This is a genomic window from Synergistaceae bacterium (assembly GCA_017443945.1).
Lineage (GTDB): Bacteria > Synergistota > Synergistia > Synergistales > Aminobacteriaceae > JAFUXM01.
The window spans coordinates 1-16,365 of sequence record JAFSXS010000029.1; the positions used below are offsets into that span (position 1 = coordinate 1).

Consider the following 16,365-nt stretch of genomic DNA (forward strand, 5'->3'; position numbering starts at 1 on the left):
ATCGTGTGTATAAATTCATAAGCGTGGGACTCTAAATCATCAGCTCTGTTATATCCTTTCTCCGACGCACCGCAAAAAATGCACCGGCCGTTATCGATAAAAGTGTGCTGACAATTTTCAAATTTAACATTGCCCTGCGAGTCGTCAAACCTGCACACGGAATATTTGCTGTCTGGGTTCATTGAGCAATAAAGACTCCTGCGCGATACAAAACTTGTTAACTCAGTGATGGCTATGCTGTAAATTTGACTTTTCATGACGTGATTGACTCGTTCTTCAAGGTTTGGGAAAACGTCAGCTAGTCCGTCAATGAGCCGTCGTGCAATTTCCCGCAGGAAGACTCCCGATTTGCTGGCAGGATCTAAAAATTTTGTGTCTGGGCTTGTAAATAAATTTTTGGGCAGCATATCGAGCATATCATTAACTATTTTGGGAGGGGTAAAAACTTCGTCGCTTGATAGATTTGCGAGGCACGTTAAAATATCAGGGTTATTCTGTCTGATAAACATTAGAGCCGATCTCCTTAAAATTTGCGGGTGGATATGTATTCAATGCTTCTTCCTCGTACATTAAAATTGTCCGGTCGTTATTATCATTCATCAAGTCAGCAAGTCTAAAATCTTTGCGTGTTACATTATCGTCAACATCATTGAACGTCCATTCAGGAAAAATTATCTGTCTGCCGTCAAGAAGGGTCATCGAGAGAAAATCACCGCAGACAATGTTACACGATAAAATAAATTTTGCTGATCTGATCAATTCCGGAGCGTCAATAAAATTTTTCCAGACGTTAAATAGTTTTTCGCGGCAGATAATGACGTTATCGGACAAAATGTCAATTCCGTAAATGCTTGAGAGTGCGATAATGGATTTTTTTTCGTGATTGTCAGTAATGGAGTCAAGTTTGCGAGTTAAGATCTCGATTAAGAAATTACCTTCTCCGCACGCTGGTTCAAGGAAGCGGGAGTCAATTTTTCTGCACAGTGAGTCAACTAAACTGCACATTGATTTTACTTCACGTTCGGCGGTGAAGACTTCGCCATGATTGATAACTCTCTGACGTGATTTGACCTGCAATTTATGATACCTCCGATTTCAGCAGGTATTATAGCAATAAGATAATGAAATAAGCGAAAAGTTTTGTACGGACAAGAAAGCGGAAAAGGAAAAAACTCCCTCTCCGCGAAAAATTTTTATTTTCCTGCAAGATATTCATTCATGCTTGCTGCTGCGCGTCTACCTTCTCCCATTGCAAGAATAACGGTTGCAGCACCTAAGACGATATCACCGCCGGCCCAAACTCTTGGAATGCTTGTTTTCTGGTTCTCGTCGACGATGATATTTCCGCGTTTAGTAACGTTAAGTCCTTGTGTGGTCTGAGACATTAACGGGTTTGACTCATTTCCTAAAGCAACGACAGCAGCGTCAATCTCTAAAACGTGTTCAGTTCCGGGGATAGCTACGGGTTTGCGTCTTCCGGAAGCGTCTGGCTCGCCGAGTTCGTAATTTAAGAGTTCAACACCGGTTAATCTGCCTTTGTCATCGCCGATAAATTTTGTTGGATTCTCTAAGAAATGGAAGTCTACTCCTTCTTCGATTGCGTGTGCGACCTCTTCAGCTCTTGCGGGCATTTCTGCGCGGGTTCTTCTGTAGACGCAATAGACTTTATCAGCGCCGAGTCTTAATGCAGTTCTTGCGCCATCCATTGCGACGTTACCGCCACCGAAGACAGCAACTCTTTTTGCCTCGAATAAGGGTGTGTCGGCGTGTTCGCGGTCATAAGCCTTCATCAAGTTTGAACGCGTTAAATATTCATTTGCACTGAAGACGCCGATTAAGTTTTCGCCCTCAATGCCCAAAAATTTTGGAAGTCCTGCGCCTGTGCCGATAAAAGCTGCGTCATAGCCTTCACGGTCTAAAAGCTGTTCGAGAGTCTCTGTGCGTCCGACCAAGAAACTTGTTTTGAACTCAACGCCCATTTTCTTGAGGTTTTCGACTTCTTTAGCGACGATTTCTTTTGGGAGCCTAAATTCTGGAATACCATAGACCATAACGCCGCCGGTTTTCTGGAATGCCTCAAAGACTGTAACGCTGTGTCCTGCGCGTCTGATGTCAGCTGCAACGGTGAGTCCTGCGGGGCCTGAACCGATGACGGCGACTTTTTTTCCTGTATCAGGTGCGGGAGTTGGGACGGTGATTTTATTATTTGCGCGTTCCCAGTCAGCTACATATCTTTCAAGACGGCCGATTGCAACAGCTTTCTCCGGAGTCTTTAACATTTTACCGACAGTGCAGAAGCTCTGACATTGTTTCTCTTGAGGACACACACGCCCGCAAATGGCAGGAAGTAAATTTGTCTGCTTGATTGTGTCAACAGCTCCCTTGAAATCACCTTTCTGAATGTGCGAAATAAATTCAGGAATGGGAACAGCGACGGGACAACCTTTTTTGCAGGGAGCGCCGGGGCATTGAATGCAGCGTTCGGCCTCGACTCGTGCTTGAGTTTCTGTGTAACCTAATGCAACCTCGCCCATTTCGTGAGCGCGCTGAATCGGATCTCTTGAGGGCATTTCCTGCGGGGGGATTGCTGTTCTGTCTTTGGGGGTTAAAGTTGTTCCGGCTGCTTTTTTTGCTTCGAGGTCAGCCCAAAGTTTTGCTGCTTCTTCCTGTAAAATTTCTGTTGTTTTGTGTTCGCTCATAATTTAGGCCTTCTTTCCTGCATCGAGACCGACTCGGCATTTGTGATCTGCTTCGCGTTCTTTGTCCTTAAAAGCTGTCATTCTCTGCATCATGTTATCAAAGTCGACTTCATAGCCGTTAAACTCTGGTCCGTCAACGCAAACAAATTTTGTCTCGTTACCTACTTTGACACGGCAGCAACCGCACATACCAGTACCATCAATCATGATAGTGTTCAAAGATGTAGTAATAGGAACGCCGAAGGGTTTAGCAGCTGCAACACAGAATTTCATCATGATAGCGGGGCCGATTGAAACTATTTCGCTGACTTTTTCGCGCTCGCAAACTTCTTTTAACGGTTCTGTAACAACAGCTTTGCGGCAGTAAGACCCGTCATCAGTTACGATTATAAGTTCATCAGAGGCCTTGCGCATTTCGTCTTCAAAGAATAACAAATCTTTTGTGCGTGCGCCAATGACTGTAATAACTTTATTGCCGATTGCGTGATTTGCTTCTACGATTGGATGAAGAGGAGCGATTCCGATTCCTCCGCCTATGCAAAGGACTGCGCCGTCTTTCTTCTCGATGTGAGTGGGTCTTCCTAATGGGCCGACTAAAACCGGAATATTATCGCCAACGTTGAAATTCATAGAAAATCTGCGTGTAGTTGCGCCGACTGTCTGGAAAACTATAGCGATCCAGCCTTCTTGTGCGTTTGCGTCTGCGATTGTGAGCGGTATTCTTTCGCCGTAATCTTCATCAAGCTGGAAAATAATAAACTGTCCTGCTTTTCTGTTGCGAGCTATTTCAGGTGCCTCAACTTTGTAGTAATAAACGCTTTGATCTCTCTCTTTATCGTATGAGAGCTGTCGTTTTTCGAGTATCTTATGCAACAAATATTCCCCCTCAATTAGTAAAAAATTATTGAAAAGTTTATTACAACTGCAAATAATAAGCCTAAATCATAATTTAAACAAGTAAAATAATTTCGAGTTTACGCTAATTTTATCGAGTTCAGGAAATCCGCGTTAGTGTCCGTCTGCTTGAGTTTGTCGAGAATCAAATTTAACGCGCCTGCTTCGTCAATGCCTGCTATTCTTTTGCGTAATATCCATAAGCGTTTAAGCTCTTCATCAGGGATTAATAATTCTTCGCGTCTTGTGCCTGATTTAGTGATATCGATTGCGGGAAAAATTCTTTGTTCTGCGAGTTTGCGCGATAAATGCAGTTCCATGTTTCCCGTGCCCTTGAACTCTTCATAAATTACATCGTCCATTCTGCTGCCGGTATCAGTTAAAGCAGTTCCGATAATAGTTAATGAGCCGCCTTCTTCAAAATTTCTAGCTGCGCCGAAAAATCTTTTAGGGAAATACAAGCCAGACGGGTCAAGACCTCCCGACAAAGTACGCCCGGACGGAGGAACAGTCAAATTTGAAGCTCTTGCAAGTCTAGTGATTGAGTCAAGGAGGATAACTACATCTCGTTTTGCTTCGACGAGGCGTTTTGCTTTCTCAAGTGCGAGATTAGCGACTCTGATATGTTCGTCGGCTGGTCTGTCAAAAGTTGAGGCAATAACTTCACCGTCAATAGATCTTGCAATGTCAGTAACTTCTTCTGGGCGTTCGTCGATTAAGAGGGCCATTATTATAATATCCGGTGAATTTGCTGCGATTGCCCGTGCTATGCGCTTTAAGAGGGTTGTTTTACCTGCTTTGGGAGGAGAAACAATTAAAGCTCTCTGACCTAGTCCGATTGGTGCAAACATGTCTATTAATCTTGTAGCTAAATCTTTAGGATCTGACTCAAGTGATAATCTGCTGTCAGGAAAAATCGGGGTCAACTGCGCGAACATGGGTCTATGCCGTGAATGCTCTGGATCTGAAAAATTAACTGTCTCGACCCGTAATAAAGCCTCGTAATGTTCCTGATCTCTAGGAGGACGAATCAAGCCCCAAATCACGTCGCCATTTCTGAGGCCAAATCTACGAATTTGTGATGACGATAAATAAACGTCGCCGTCAGTTGGGAGCATTCCTTTAGGACGGAGAAACCCGAAATTTTCAGGCAATATTTCAAGAGTACCGCCGCCAAATCTGTAATTCATGCTTTCTGCCTGAGCTTTGAGGGTCGCGAGAATTAAATCATCTTTACGCATTGAAACTGGTGCACTGACGTTAAATTCTTTTGCGATTCTTCTCAAGTCGACGGCGTTTTTTGTTGACAACATTGCATAAGTGTATTTCGGTTTAGGGTGTTGAATTAAATCGCGTCTTCCATAAGTCGGCCTTGTTTGATTTTCTTCTTGTTCGCCGTTGTCAAGGTCTTCGTTATCGTCAATAATCGGCTGTTCGTCAAAATCGTTATTGTATGTATTCTGCTGGATTTCGTTCACTTCCTGTTTCAGCTCCTCCTGTAAAATTTCGGGGTCAGGCTGATTCTTGATAAAATCTTCAGAGTTTAAGAGCTCTGATTTAGGTTTTCTTCCGCGCCTTTTGGGTGCTGAGATAATTTCTTCCTGCTCTTGTGATTCTTCTTCTAATAATGATTTCGCTTTTCTTGGCATATAAATTTTCCTTACATAATAATATAAAAATGGCAAGTAAGAGAGCCGGTATTTCACGACCCTCTGTAACACAACTAATTCATTTTGTTGACTAAGCTCAACATCTCCGGGCTTAAAGATTTATGTTCGCTCCAAGCACGTTCTAACGGACTAAGCACGAGTTTGTGATTAATATTTCCTACCATCATGCCGGATTTGCCGATCATGAGACTTTCTGTAGCAAATGCTCCCATTCTCGTGGCAAGAACGACATCAAACGAGGTTGGGTGCCCTCCGCGCTGAATGTAGCCGAGCACTGTAACTCTTGCATCATAACCGCCTGCGTCCGCTAATTGTTCTTTCATTTCGGCAGCACTCATAACACCTTCAGCGAGAATTATAAGAGTATGGCTCTTGTGTTCGGCGTAGGAATTCTTTAATAATTTCGTGAGATTTCCTATACTGAGCGGCAATTCAGGAACTACGGCATATTCTGCACCGGTTGCAACTGCTACTTCAAGCGCGAGAAATCCTGCATTGCGTCCCATTACCTCAACGACAAATAATCGCTGGTGACTCGACGCTGTATCACGTAATTTCATGATTGCTTCTAGAGCAGTATTTACGGCTGTGTCAAATCCGATTGTTTCATCAGTGCCGGTTATGTCGTTGTCGATTGTGCCGGGGATTCCTATTGTCGGGAACCCTAGATCGTGAAGAGCTTTTGCACCGTGAAAAGATCCATCACCGCCGATAACTACAAGTCCGTCAATTCCGGCTTCACGCATTTTTTCGAGAGCTTCCTCGCGTCCTTCAGGGGTCTTGAATCTTTCGCTGCGTGCGGTTTTAAGAATTGTACCGCCTCTGTGAATGATTCCTCCTACGGCTTTGCTGTCAAGTGGAATAAAATCGCCTTCGATTAAACCCTCGTAGCCTCTCATTACTCCGATGCACTCTTTATCATTGAACATACAAGTGCGTGCAACGGCTCGGACAGCGGCATTCATACCGGGTGAGTCTCCGCCGCTTGTAAGTACAGCGATACGCTCCATCTTATTCATAATATTAACAACTTCCTTTCGTGTGTTGTTGCATATATATTTTAACTATTTTGACTGTAATTCGTCTATTCTTGCATTAACTTCGCTAGTTTCTTTCTCAAGTGCTGCTAATTGTTCTTGTAATTTACGTTTGTCAGCGTTTAATTTTTCCGTGCGCTTCAAGAGTCTGTCAATTTCGAGTCTGTTAGCTGCTCGGCCTCCTGAAATGCTGCCTCTGTCGCGGTTCAAGTCCCAGACCCACAATAAATCGCCCTGCGTTGACGATAGAGCAAAACAAATCGAGCTGTCAAATAAAATTCTTACGTCCTTTGCACCGTCTAAAATAGGTTTGCCCGTCTTTGGATCATAACGAGGGAAGAATACAAGACCATCACGCGCTCCCAAAACTTTGAAATTAAATCTTTTGTCGTAATCTATCGGAGAATATTTTTTTCCCTTGACTATTAATGTAATGTGCTTGTCGAAGGGTCCCGGATAAATTGGCATTCCGCGTATATACATATCGACATGGAAGGGGATACACTCTGCGAGATTTAAATTTTTCAGGAGAGTATATTTGTAATTTTCCATTTCGTCGGCAGTCCACATATTTTTTTCTGCTTCGGCCAAGATTAAATTTTCGACGTACTCATTTGAATAATAAGTGATTTTGAGCTTAATGCTTTGGGAGTCGTCGTCTGCGGTTACCTCGATTTCATGAGACCAATTGCGTAATGCTGCGGGGTCTTGTGGTTTGGCTGCTCCGAGTGCGTATGAGCTAAAAACTGTGAGAATTAATAATGTTGCTAAAAATTTGATTCTGTATGAACTCATAATGAAATTTATTCCTTTCTGCAATATTTCACATGAACGTGAAAGATAAATTTTATGAGGGATTAAAAATTTTGCAAGTATTATACAATAAGTGAGCGAGATTTTTACATCATTAATCAGGCTGATTTATTTTTGCGTGGATTACGGGAAATTTATATTTTTGCGGGACTATGGGATTATTTCACGATTTGCGGTTATTGGCCTTGTGCGTTAATTTTGTGTGCTGCTGTAAAAGTTTATTTGCGGACTATGTGATTATTTTGCGATTACCGGTCTTATGCGTTAATTTGTGTGTGCTGTTATAAAGTTTATTTGCTGGTCATGCGATTATTTCACGATTTGCGATTATTGGTCTTGTGCGTTAAACTTTAAATCCGTTGAGAAAAAATGTAAATCTGCATAACGAAATATTTTCAGCTGTATAATTATATAAAATTTTAATGGAGGGAATATTTTTATTGTATAGAGCTTCATACGACGTAATAATAATCGGCGGAGGTCATGCGGGGTGCGAGGCTGCTTTATCGTCTGCAAGAATCGGTTGCAAAACTTTAATGCTAAATCTTTCAATCGACAACACAGCTTTAATGCCCTGCAATCCTTCAATAGGAGGCCCGGCAAAAGGTCATCTCGTACGGGAAGTAAGCGCGCTGGGAGGCGAACAGGCTAAAGCGGCGGATTATGCAACTTTAATGATTCGCTGGCTCAATACTTCAAAGGGTGCGGCGGTTCGTGCATTGCGTGCCCAGTGTGATCCGGGATTATACAGCACTTATTACCGCAAATTATTGACAACGCAGGAAAATCTTGACATTAATCAGGACGAGGCAATTAAAATTTTCACGCGCAATAATCAAATTACGGGCATAGAGACACGGCACGGGGCAATTTATGAGACTCGCGCGCTGGTCATTTGCGGAGGAGTCTATATCGGTGCAAAAATTTTTGTAGGCGATAAAATATTTAAATCCGGGCCGATGGGTCAGAATAACTCAGAAAAAATTTTAGACTCACTTCACGAACTCGGCATTAAAACAGGAACAATGCGCACAGATACGACACCTCGCCTGAATATTAACACTATAGATTTTTCACGCGCGACCCCTCAATTATCAGAAAATGAGCCTTTGTGCTTTGATTTCTGGAACGAACCGAAAATTTATGATACTTCAAAATATGCCTGTTATTTTTCCCGCACGACTGAAGCAACATATAATATTCTTTCGCAAAATATAAAACGTTCGCCGCTTGTTACTGGTGATGTAAATTCGCACGGGCCCCGATATTGTCCGTCGATAGAAGATAAATTTTTGAGATTTCCCGATCACATAACTCACCCAATAGTCTTTGAGCCTGTATCGCTGAATACAAATGAAGTCTACGTGCAAAATTTTTCGACGAGTCTTCCTTATGATGTACAAGTTGAATTAATTAGCACTCTTCCGGGCTGTGAGAACGCGAAAATTATCAAGCCTGGCTACGGAATCGAATATTATTATTTGCTGCCCGACCAGTTAAAACGCTCGCTCGAAAATAAAAATATTTCGGGTTTATTCTGTGCAGGTCAAGTAAATGGGACTTCAGGCTATGAGGAGGCCGCCGCACAAGGTTTATTAGCGGGAATAAATGCAGCTTTGTTCGTGAAAAATTTAGAGCCTTTAACTCTTTCGCGCGATAATAGTTATTTGGGAGTTCTCGTTGATGATTTGACGACCAAGAGCACTGACGAACCTTATAGAATGTTGACAAGCCGTTGTGAGCATAGATTATTATTGCGGTGGGATAACGCGATTCACAGATTGTCGGAATTTGGGCGCAAGGTCGGATTAATTGACGATTCAAAATGGGCAGTGCTTGAAGAAAGATTTACGCGCGAGAATGAAGAAATTTCGAGATTACAAAATTTGCGTATAACTCCTTCAGATGAGATTAATAAATTATGTGAGGAATTTGACGCAGAAATATTGACGAGTTCAACAAGTCCGGCGGAATTTCTAAAGCACAGGGGAGTCAGATATGAGCTGATTAATAAAATTTGTCCGTGCGATAAAGATTTAACCCGCGAAGAAATTTCACACATCGAGACCGAATTACGTTACACAGGCTATCTCGAACGCGAAAACAGGGTCGCAGCAAGATTAAAGGATTTCGACAACGCAAAGATCCCCGAAGATTTTGATTATGACTCTGTAATTGGCTTAAGGGCTGAATGTCTGCAAAAGTTGAAACACTTTAGACCTGATTCACTTGGCCACGCGTTAAGAATTTCCGGAGTAACGCCGACTGATGTGCAGTTAATTTCTGTTATATTAGCCCGCAATGAACGACGAAAAAATAAATCTTGATGTTACAAAACTTTTTCCCGAAGTAGCCAGAAGGATGCAAATTTTAGACGAGCTTAAAAAATTATGGCCTTCAATAGTGGGAATTGCAGCAAAATATTCTAGTCCGTATGATTTGATTCATAATGATTTATACGTTGAAGTCAAGAATCAGCAGACGGCGCAAATGATTCAAAATATGCGCGGGAATATCACGAGGGCATTTATAACGCGCTATAAATATGACAAAGACTCAAAAATTAACGTGATTATAAAGCGGCCTAATGTCGAGAAAGCGAAAATAAAACCTGCTCCCGTCAAGAAGCAGGCTGTAAAAATTGATGATTCACTCGTAAATGAATATATGAGCGAGTGTCCGGAAAGTTTGCCTCAAGACGTGAAATTTGCTATATCACATTTACGGGCATATCTTGAAGCTATTGGATCTCAGTCCAGTTTTCGCGCTTGAACATTGTGCCTTTGACCTGCCAAAGTTTTATAATGCTGAAAGTATTTACATTCATGTTATCGCTGTCAGGATAATTTTCGCAATAAGTTCTGATTCTGTCCGAGCTGCTTAATTTCTTTAACTCCTCAATCGTATAAATCCCTGGAGCTTTTGCAATTCCGTCGATTAATAGTGCTGGTGTGTCCTCGATTGACATTAACGCATTTGACGTAATTAAATCCCCGCGAGAGTTAAAATCTTTGAACATCAGAAGCGCATCAGGGCGGAAACTGTCGATATAAACAGTATGATCAAAAATTTTATTTATAGTTTGACTGTCTCCCCAACTATGATCTGACACAAAGACTATTCTTGTATTATCGTAGACTCCTGCTTTCTTGAGCTTTATTAGGAAATCTGCGAGAAATCTCATAATATGCACTTCAGTATAATAATGTTCGGGGATAATGCCGTCTACTAAAATGCCCTGCCCCTTAGTTTGAGGATAAGGATCTAATACAGGAAGTAGCGAATCAGGCTGCATATACCATAATGCATGAGATAATGTGCTATGTAAAAATTTAAATGTTGATTTTCCGTCGTCTGCCTGTACAAAATCTCCCATAAATTGAAGCGGTGCAAGATTAGCCAAGAAGGATTTGACTAACATCATTTCGCTTACTTGTTCAGATGCTCCCCATATCCATTGGCCAGTGTTGTACATCTTACTTCTTAAGCTGAACGGAATAGATCTAAATAATGACAGCACTATTAAAAATTGTGAAATATCTTCCCTATTTTGTATCTTGATTTCGATTCCGTTTTTATTTGCCCAGTTCAGCCAATAAGGTACATAATCATTCATCCAGTTATATTTTAGATTCAAGACTGATTCGGGATGTTTCAGTGCATTAAGATAAATTGGGTTATTAGTTGATTCTGACATGACGGAGTCATAGCCGTTGCTCGTAAAAATATTTGGTAAGAATGATATTGCATTGCCGTATTTTTCTATAATTGATACATTAGGCTGCGTATCATTAAGGGTGTTGGGCTTATAGTCCGGCCCTGCATAAATTGAAGGAGTCGAGAAAAAAGTTCTCGGACCTGTAGCAAGCGTATCAGGGAAATAAATAAATCCCTCGAAATCGCTTATAAATTCGGGATACTCAGCAAAAAATTTTTTGACATGTTCACCCGTGAAACCGTCAAGAAATATAGCAAATACGTTTTTACCTGTTCTGCTGAAGCGCCAGAGTCTATTATGATATTCAGGGAAATTTACATTTTCAGTATTTATTAAATTATTGTCGTGTCTTATATTGAAATAACAATAAACACTCACTCCGCACATGGCTATTGAGATCAAGACAAATGTGATCACTAAATTTTTGATATATTTACGCCACACACAGAAAAATATTATCACGGTTGTTATCGAAATGCTTAATAAATCTTTTATGGCCGCACGTTCAACTTTCATAACTCTTTCGTCTATAAATATTGCGTTGATGTTACCATAATTTTCAGTAAGCACGAACGAATTTATAAACGCCATACACACGAGAAAAGCTGCAATAACAGCTAAAATATTCTGCACAAATTCAGGAATCAGCGGCCATATTAGAATAAGCGCAAATAATAACGTCATTCCATAAATGCTTATTTTCGAGATAGTCCCCGCAAGAGAATCCATAAAGAAATCAGGATCAGAACGATACGTAAGCGACGGATATAATACACACACGAATATTATCGCAAATATTATCGACGAGAAAAACAGCGAATTTCTGTGATCATCAGTCAAACGCGAAGAAAAACTGCATATTTTTTCGCTACTGACGGGCAAAAGAAACGCGAGCAAAGCATACCCAAATAAAATTAATAAAAATGTAGATAAACGCAGAAAAACTTTCATCGGGAACTGCACATTTTTCATGTAAAAGAATATCGCTATAGTAAATACAGCAAAGCAAAATGTCTTAGCAATTAATTCACGAATCGTAAAGCCGCTTAATATAAATCTCGTATACAGCATCCATGCAAAAACAGCCGGAATCATGAACAATAAATAATAAATATTCTGAAATGTATTTATCGAATTAATGACAGAACCTAAAGCATCATGAGTTATATCTACAAATGTAGAATAAAAATGTGCGAAAAATATCCCCAGCACACTCATAGAAATTATCACTATAAAAGCATTCACGCAAATTTTCTTCCAGCCGGCCGGAACAAATCTATAATCAAGCACTCTCGCAATCTTATCACCGCCGAATATCCCGTAAAAATCTATATTCTTCACGAGCATTATAAAATTATTCGTCGTCCAATAAATCAACAACGCCGACGGAGCATTATACAACATCACAAGAAATAACGCCGCAATTATAAACGCCTGCACCCGTTCACGTTTCGTAAATTTCTTAGCAGTAATCGCCGCAAGCACGTTAAAAACTGTCATCACGAACGGCAATAAATTTATCCCTGCAAGCAAATTATCAGGCTTCGACAAATCTTTTATCGCGTAAAATGAGACACCTTTTATAATCTCAAGCTCCGAAAGCATTATATACGCAGCCATTAACGGTAAAAGCTGCACAAATAAATCAAGTCCGGATCTAATCGCATAAATCGGATTATATGAATATCTCTTGTAAAGCTCGCTTAATTCCTCGTGCTGTTCGGCCCCGTGAAAAGTTTTCTTTATTTCTGCAATTTGAGGCGACAAAATATTTTGTATCTTCCTCTCTTTGTCCTGAACTCCGGCAGCCCATTTAATAAACGGACGCAGCAAAATACTCATTACAACCGACAAAATCATTAACGAGATTCCAAGATTGCCCGCAAAATAATTTATTCCCAAGTAAATTGCACGTAAAATAATTACTAACGGCTGAATGAAAATATTATATAACATTGTCTGTAGCCTCCTTAGCTTTGTTTATGAGATAGTCTGCAATGTGTTCGCCTGCTGTGCCTAGATTCGCAATATTTTCACGCACAAATTCACTTATGGATTTAACATTTTCAGCCTTTAATGACTCATTGACGATTGCAGAAATATTATTTATTTCACTTGCTTTAATGGGTACGCACAATTTATCAGCAATGGACTTCATGTCATCGGGCAGGACGCTCATTTCAAACGAGTCAAGGTTTTCTGCTTTGACCTCAAGAGCTATAACGGGTCTCTCATAAATTACGGCGTAATCAAGTCTTATTGCTGAAGTGTCAGAAATTAATAAATCTGCGCATGATAAAGACTCTGCCGGGTTTGGACTCTCATCCCATTTTGCATTTGGTAAGGAATCAATTAATTTTTTTGCACGGTCTAATAGTGCTGGTTCTGCTTTTCTTGACTGAGGGTGAGGACGGAAAATTATATCAAAATCTTTCGCTAATTCCTTCACGAAATCAAGAGAATAATACGACATAAAGCCTTTATCACCCCATGACGGCGCAATTAATATAACTTTGCGGGAATTTATTTTTTTTGCGGGCTTATCGTTATATAATTTGTCCCAGTAAGGCAGGCCAAGAGAGATTATTTCTTTTGCGGGGAGATTTCGCAATTTTTCCAGAAAACGTATAGCGGGAACTGCATAATTTCCGGGCACGCAGATTAAATCGTAAGAATCTAATCCAAATTTTTTATAATATGGCGCTCCTACTGGATCATGAAAAACGTACGCAAGATATTTTACTTTGTGAGGTCTTGAAATGGGATAACCTGGTGTGCCTATATTGGGAGTCGTCGTAAGCATGATTTTGCATGAAACTTGATTTATTCTCGCATATGCTGCACTGCCTTCACCGATGTATTTTGCTGTCATTAATTTATTGCGGATTTTAAGTGCAGGATCTTCTATATCCATTGTGAAATAAGAAAACGCTTGATTTTTCGCGAGTAATGCATTAACAATCGGCTCAAAAGTGTTCCAATAATTGCGCCCTTCAGAAAAAATTACAATTTCGTTTGCTGAGTGTGAATCTTTGTGAGTCTTTCCTGTTAAACGGTAATAAAGACTTCTGACTGCAAATGCACTGACGCTGACAAGAGTTACTGCTACATAGATTAAAGCATTTCCCGCACTGGGATCGAGATACGCCGACGCAGTTCCCGGACTAGCAAGCAAGAACGCTAAAACCAGTGATAGAGCGTACCCCCCCCCCCTTGTGTAAATTTACTTAGAAATTTTTGCATGAATTAAATCACTCCTGAATAAAAATTTGTACAAGATTATAGCTTGTCATTCTTTAATTATAAAATTTTTTCTCTGCTGTATAATTGCTTATAAAAAAAGGAGTCTTTGCGCATGAATAATTTAGAAATAGCAACCTCTCGAACTTGGGCAGAAATAAATCTTGATGAACTCGAACATAATATAAAAATTTTACGTTCACTCTTAAACCCTAATGCAAAATTTCTCGGAGTCTGCAAGGCAAACGCTTATGGACACGGCATGACAGAATGTGCTAAAAAATTGCAGTCTTGCGGGGCCGATTGGTTAGCAGTCGCAACTATCCCAGAAGGAGTCGAGCTGAGAAAAAATAATATTACACTTCCGATTTTATGTCTTGGCCAGACTCAGCCGGAATTTGCAGAATTAATGAGCGACTATAATATCACTCAAGCAGTTGGAGATTTAGACAACGGCCGCAAACTTTCGAGAATCATTACAGAGTCAGGCAAAAAAATCAATATTCACGTAAAAATCGATACAGGAATGAGCCGAACCGGTTTTTATTGGCCGGATAATGACGCATTGAAAGCACAGACAGCACGAGAGATTCAAGAACTTTGCAATTTGCCCGGATTAAATTATGAAGGGATATTCACACATTTTGCAGTCGCTGACGATGACCCCGATTTTACACGCATTCAAATAAAAAAATTTGAGGACGCACGAGAGACTCTCGCAAAAATCGGACTCTACTTCAAATTATCTCATGCAGCAGCAAGTGTCGGAGTCTTGAATTATAGTGAAGCTCATTTCGATATGGGACGATTCGGACTTGTTCTTTACGGCTATGAATCAACAGAAACAGGCAACGAGAATAGCAGCTTAGATCTTCATCCGGTCATGACTCTAAAATCGCGCATAACTGCCGTTAGAAAATTACCCAAAGGCGCAACTATAAGCTATGGACGCACTTATAAACTTGAACGCGACTCAGTTATTGCAGTGCTCCCGATAGGTTATGCTGATGGATTGCCGCGAGTCTTGTCAAATAATTTTTTCGTGAAGATTCATGATACTTTATGTCCGGTTAGAGGCCGCATTTGTATGGATATGACTATGATAGACGTTACTGATTTGACGGACGTTGAAGCAGGCGACGAGGCAATTATATTTGATGGTGAGCTCGTAACGATGGCCGCAAAAAATTCCGGGACTATAATTCATGAAATTTTGTGCGACCCTTCAGCTAGAGTCCCGCGAGTCTTCATAGAAAATGGGAAAATGAGAATATAAATTATGCTGCCATTCAGATTAAAACCTGTCTACAAAAATTATTTATGGGGCGGAACTAGATTATTAGACTGGGGAAAGAATCCCGAAAAAATGCCCCTCGCAGAAAGTTGGGAACTCGCAGCACACAAAGACGGAGATAATTTAATTCTTGATGGTGCTTGCAAAGGTTTGACTCTCTCTGAAGCTGTGAAAAAATTTCCCGGTCTGGTGTCGCCTTTATTTGATTCGCGCGAAAATTTCCCGTTGATGGTCAAATTAATTGACTCTAAGAAGCCGCTGTCTATACAAGTTCACCCAGATAATGACTACGCAATGAAAATAGAAGACTCTTCCGGAAAAACTGAAATGTGGTACGTACTCGACAGCACGCCGGAATCATATATTTATTTGGGCTTCAAGCGCAAAATTTCACGTGAGGACTTCAAGAACGCAATATTTGATAACACTTTGCCGGACATGCTGCAAAAATTTCAAGTTCATAAGGGAGACACTTTTTTTATTCCAGCGGGGACAGTTCACGAGATCGGGCCGGGAAATTTACTCGTTGAGGTTCAGCAAAATTCTAATATCACCTACAGAGTTTATGACTACGGACGCAGGGACTCAGACGGAAATTTACGCGAACTTCACATTGATAAAGCGTTGGATGTTGCAAATTTAGAGCCGATTAACCCTGAGCCGCCCGGAAAATCTGAAAATTTATTAGTCAATTGCGATAAATTCAAAGTCGAACGTATTTATCTGCACGAGAGCTATAACGGGAAAATAAATAATTGCTTCCAGTTTATTTTATGTGTGTCGGGTCATGCAAAATTTGAATGCGGCGATTTTAATTGCTTGCTGGAGGCTGGGGAAAATATTTTTGTGCCTGCTGATTGTGAGAAATCTTTTACGCTTCATGGTGCGGGAGAATTATTAATCACGACAGAACGTTAAAATATTGTGTACATGCTGAATTTATGCAAAATTTCACAAGCTCGTAATATAATAATAAAAACTTTAACAGGAGGCTTTATAT

13 protein-coding genes are annotated in these 16,365 nt (G+C 40.6%); 4 read left to right on the top strand and 9 right to left on the bottom strand.

All coding sequences use genetic code 11. The features are described 5' to 3' along the window. The 7 genes from IJT21_03305 to IJT21_03335 form a co-directional block, all read right to left on the bottom strand. Positions 1–509, bottom strand: a 509-nt coding sequence (locus IJT21_03305) for a hypothetical protein (protein ID MBQ7577278.1), incomplete at its 3' end; no start/stop codon positions are given. Continuing rightward, positions 490–1,077 (bottom strand): hypothetical protein, encoded by a 588-nt coding sequence (locus IJT21_03310; protein MBQ7577279.1) that lies wholly within the window; start codon positions 1,075–1,077, stop codon positions 490–492. The genes IJT21_03305 and IJT21_03310, both read right to left, overlap by 20 nt. Before the next feature lie 116 nt (positions 1,078–1,193). Beyond that, the gene (gene gltA, locus IJT21_03315; protein ID MBQ7577280.1) at positions 1,194–2,570 is read right to left on the bottom strand and encodes an NADPH-dependent glutamate synthase; all 1,377 of its coding nucleotides are present in this window, start codon (positions 2,568–2,570) and stop codon (positions 1,194–1,196) included. Between the two features lie 132 nt (positions 2,571–2,702). Further along, complete coding sequence (locus IJT21_03320) at positions 2,703–3,572, bottom strand: sulfide/dihydroorotate dehydrogenase-like FAD/NAD-binding protein (protein ID MBQ7577281.1); 870 nt, start codon at positions 3,570–3,572, stop codon at positions 2,703–2,705. A 101-nt stretch (positions 3,573–3,673) separates the two neighbouring features. Beyond that, complete coding sequence (gene rho, locus IJT21_03325; protein ID MBQ7577282.1) at positions 3,674–5,242, bottom strand: transcription termination factor Rho; 1,569 nt, start codon at positions 5,240–5,242, stop codon at positions 3,674–3,676. A 74-nt stretch (positions 5,243–5,316) separates the two neighbouring features. Further along, positions 5,317–6,273, bottom strand: a complete 957-nt coding sequence (pfkA, locus tag IJT21_03330; GenBank protein MBQ7577283.1) for a 6-phosphofructokinase — start codon at positions 6,271–6,273, stop codon at positions 5,317–5,319. 54 nt (positions 6,274–6,327) lie between these two features. Continuing rightward, the gene (locus tag IJT21_03335; GenBank protein MBQ7577284.1) at positions 6,328–7,095 is read right to left on the bottom strand and encodes a hypothetical protein; all 768 of its coding nucleotides are present in this window, start codon (positions 7,093–7,095) and stop codon (positions 6,328–6,330) included. 440 nt (positions 7,096–7,535) lie between these two features. Between IJT21_03335 and mnmG the strand changes: the two genes are divergently transcribed. Together mnmG and IJT21_03345 are read left to right on the top strand one after the other, a co-directional pair. Then, positions 7,536–9,440, top strand: a complete 1,905-nt coding sequence (gene mnmG / locus IJT21_03340) for a tRNA uridine-5-carboxymethylaminomethyl(34) synthesis enzyme MnmG (GenBank protein MBQ7577285.1) — start codon at positions 7,536–7,538, stop codon at positions 9,438–9,440. Next, positions 9,415–9,885 (top strand): DUF721 domain-containing protein, encoded by a 471-nt coding sequence (locus IJT21_03345; protein MBQ7577286.1) that lies wholly within the window; start codon positions 9,415–9,417, stop codon positions 9,883–9,885. The genes mnmG and IJT21_03345 overlap by 26 nt, the downstream gene beginning before the upstream one ends. On the opposite strand, the gene IJT21_03350 is transcribed toward IJT21_03345, so the two are convergent. Next, a complete protein-coding gene (locus tag IJT21_03350) occupies positions 9,854–12,787 on the bottom strand; it encodes a YidC/Oxa1 family membrane protein insertase (protein ID MBQ7577287.1) in 2,934 nt (977 codons plus the stop codon). The genes IJT21_03345 and IJT21_03350 overlap by 32 nt on opposite strands. Continuing rightward, entirely contained in the window at positions 12,777–14,006 is a 1,230-nt protein-coding gene (locus IJT21_03355) for a CDP-glycerol glycerophosphotransferase family protein (protein ID MBQ7577288.1), read from the bottom strand. The genes IJT21_03350 and IJT21_03355 overlap by 11 nt, the downstream gene beginning before the upstream one ends. Before the next feature lie 180 nt (positions 14,007–14,186). Between IJT21_03355 and alr the strand changes: the two genes are divergently transcribed. Together alr and IJT21_03365 are read left to right on the top strand one after the other, a co-directional pair. Then, positions 14,187–15,347, top strand: coding sequence for an alanine racemase (alr, locus tag IJT21_03360; protein ID MBQ7577289.1), 1,161 nt, complete (start codon positions 14,187–14,189; stop codon positions 15,345–15,347). A gap of 3 nt (positions 15,348–15,350) precedes the next feature. Continuing rightward, positions 15,351–16,283, top strand: a complete 933-nt coding sequence (locus IJT21_03365; protein ID MBQ7577290.1) for a class I mannose-6-phosphate isomerase — start codon at positions 15,351–15,353, stop codon at positions 16,281–16,283. Positions 16,284–16,365: the final 82 nt, after the last annotated feature.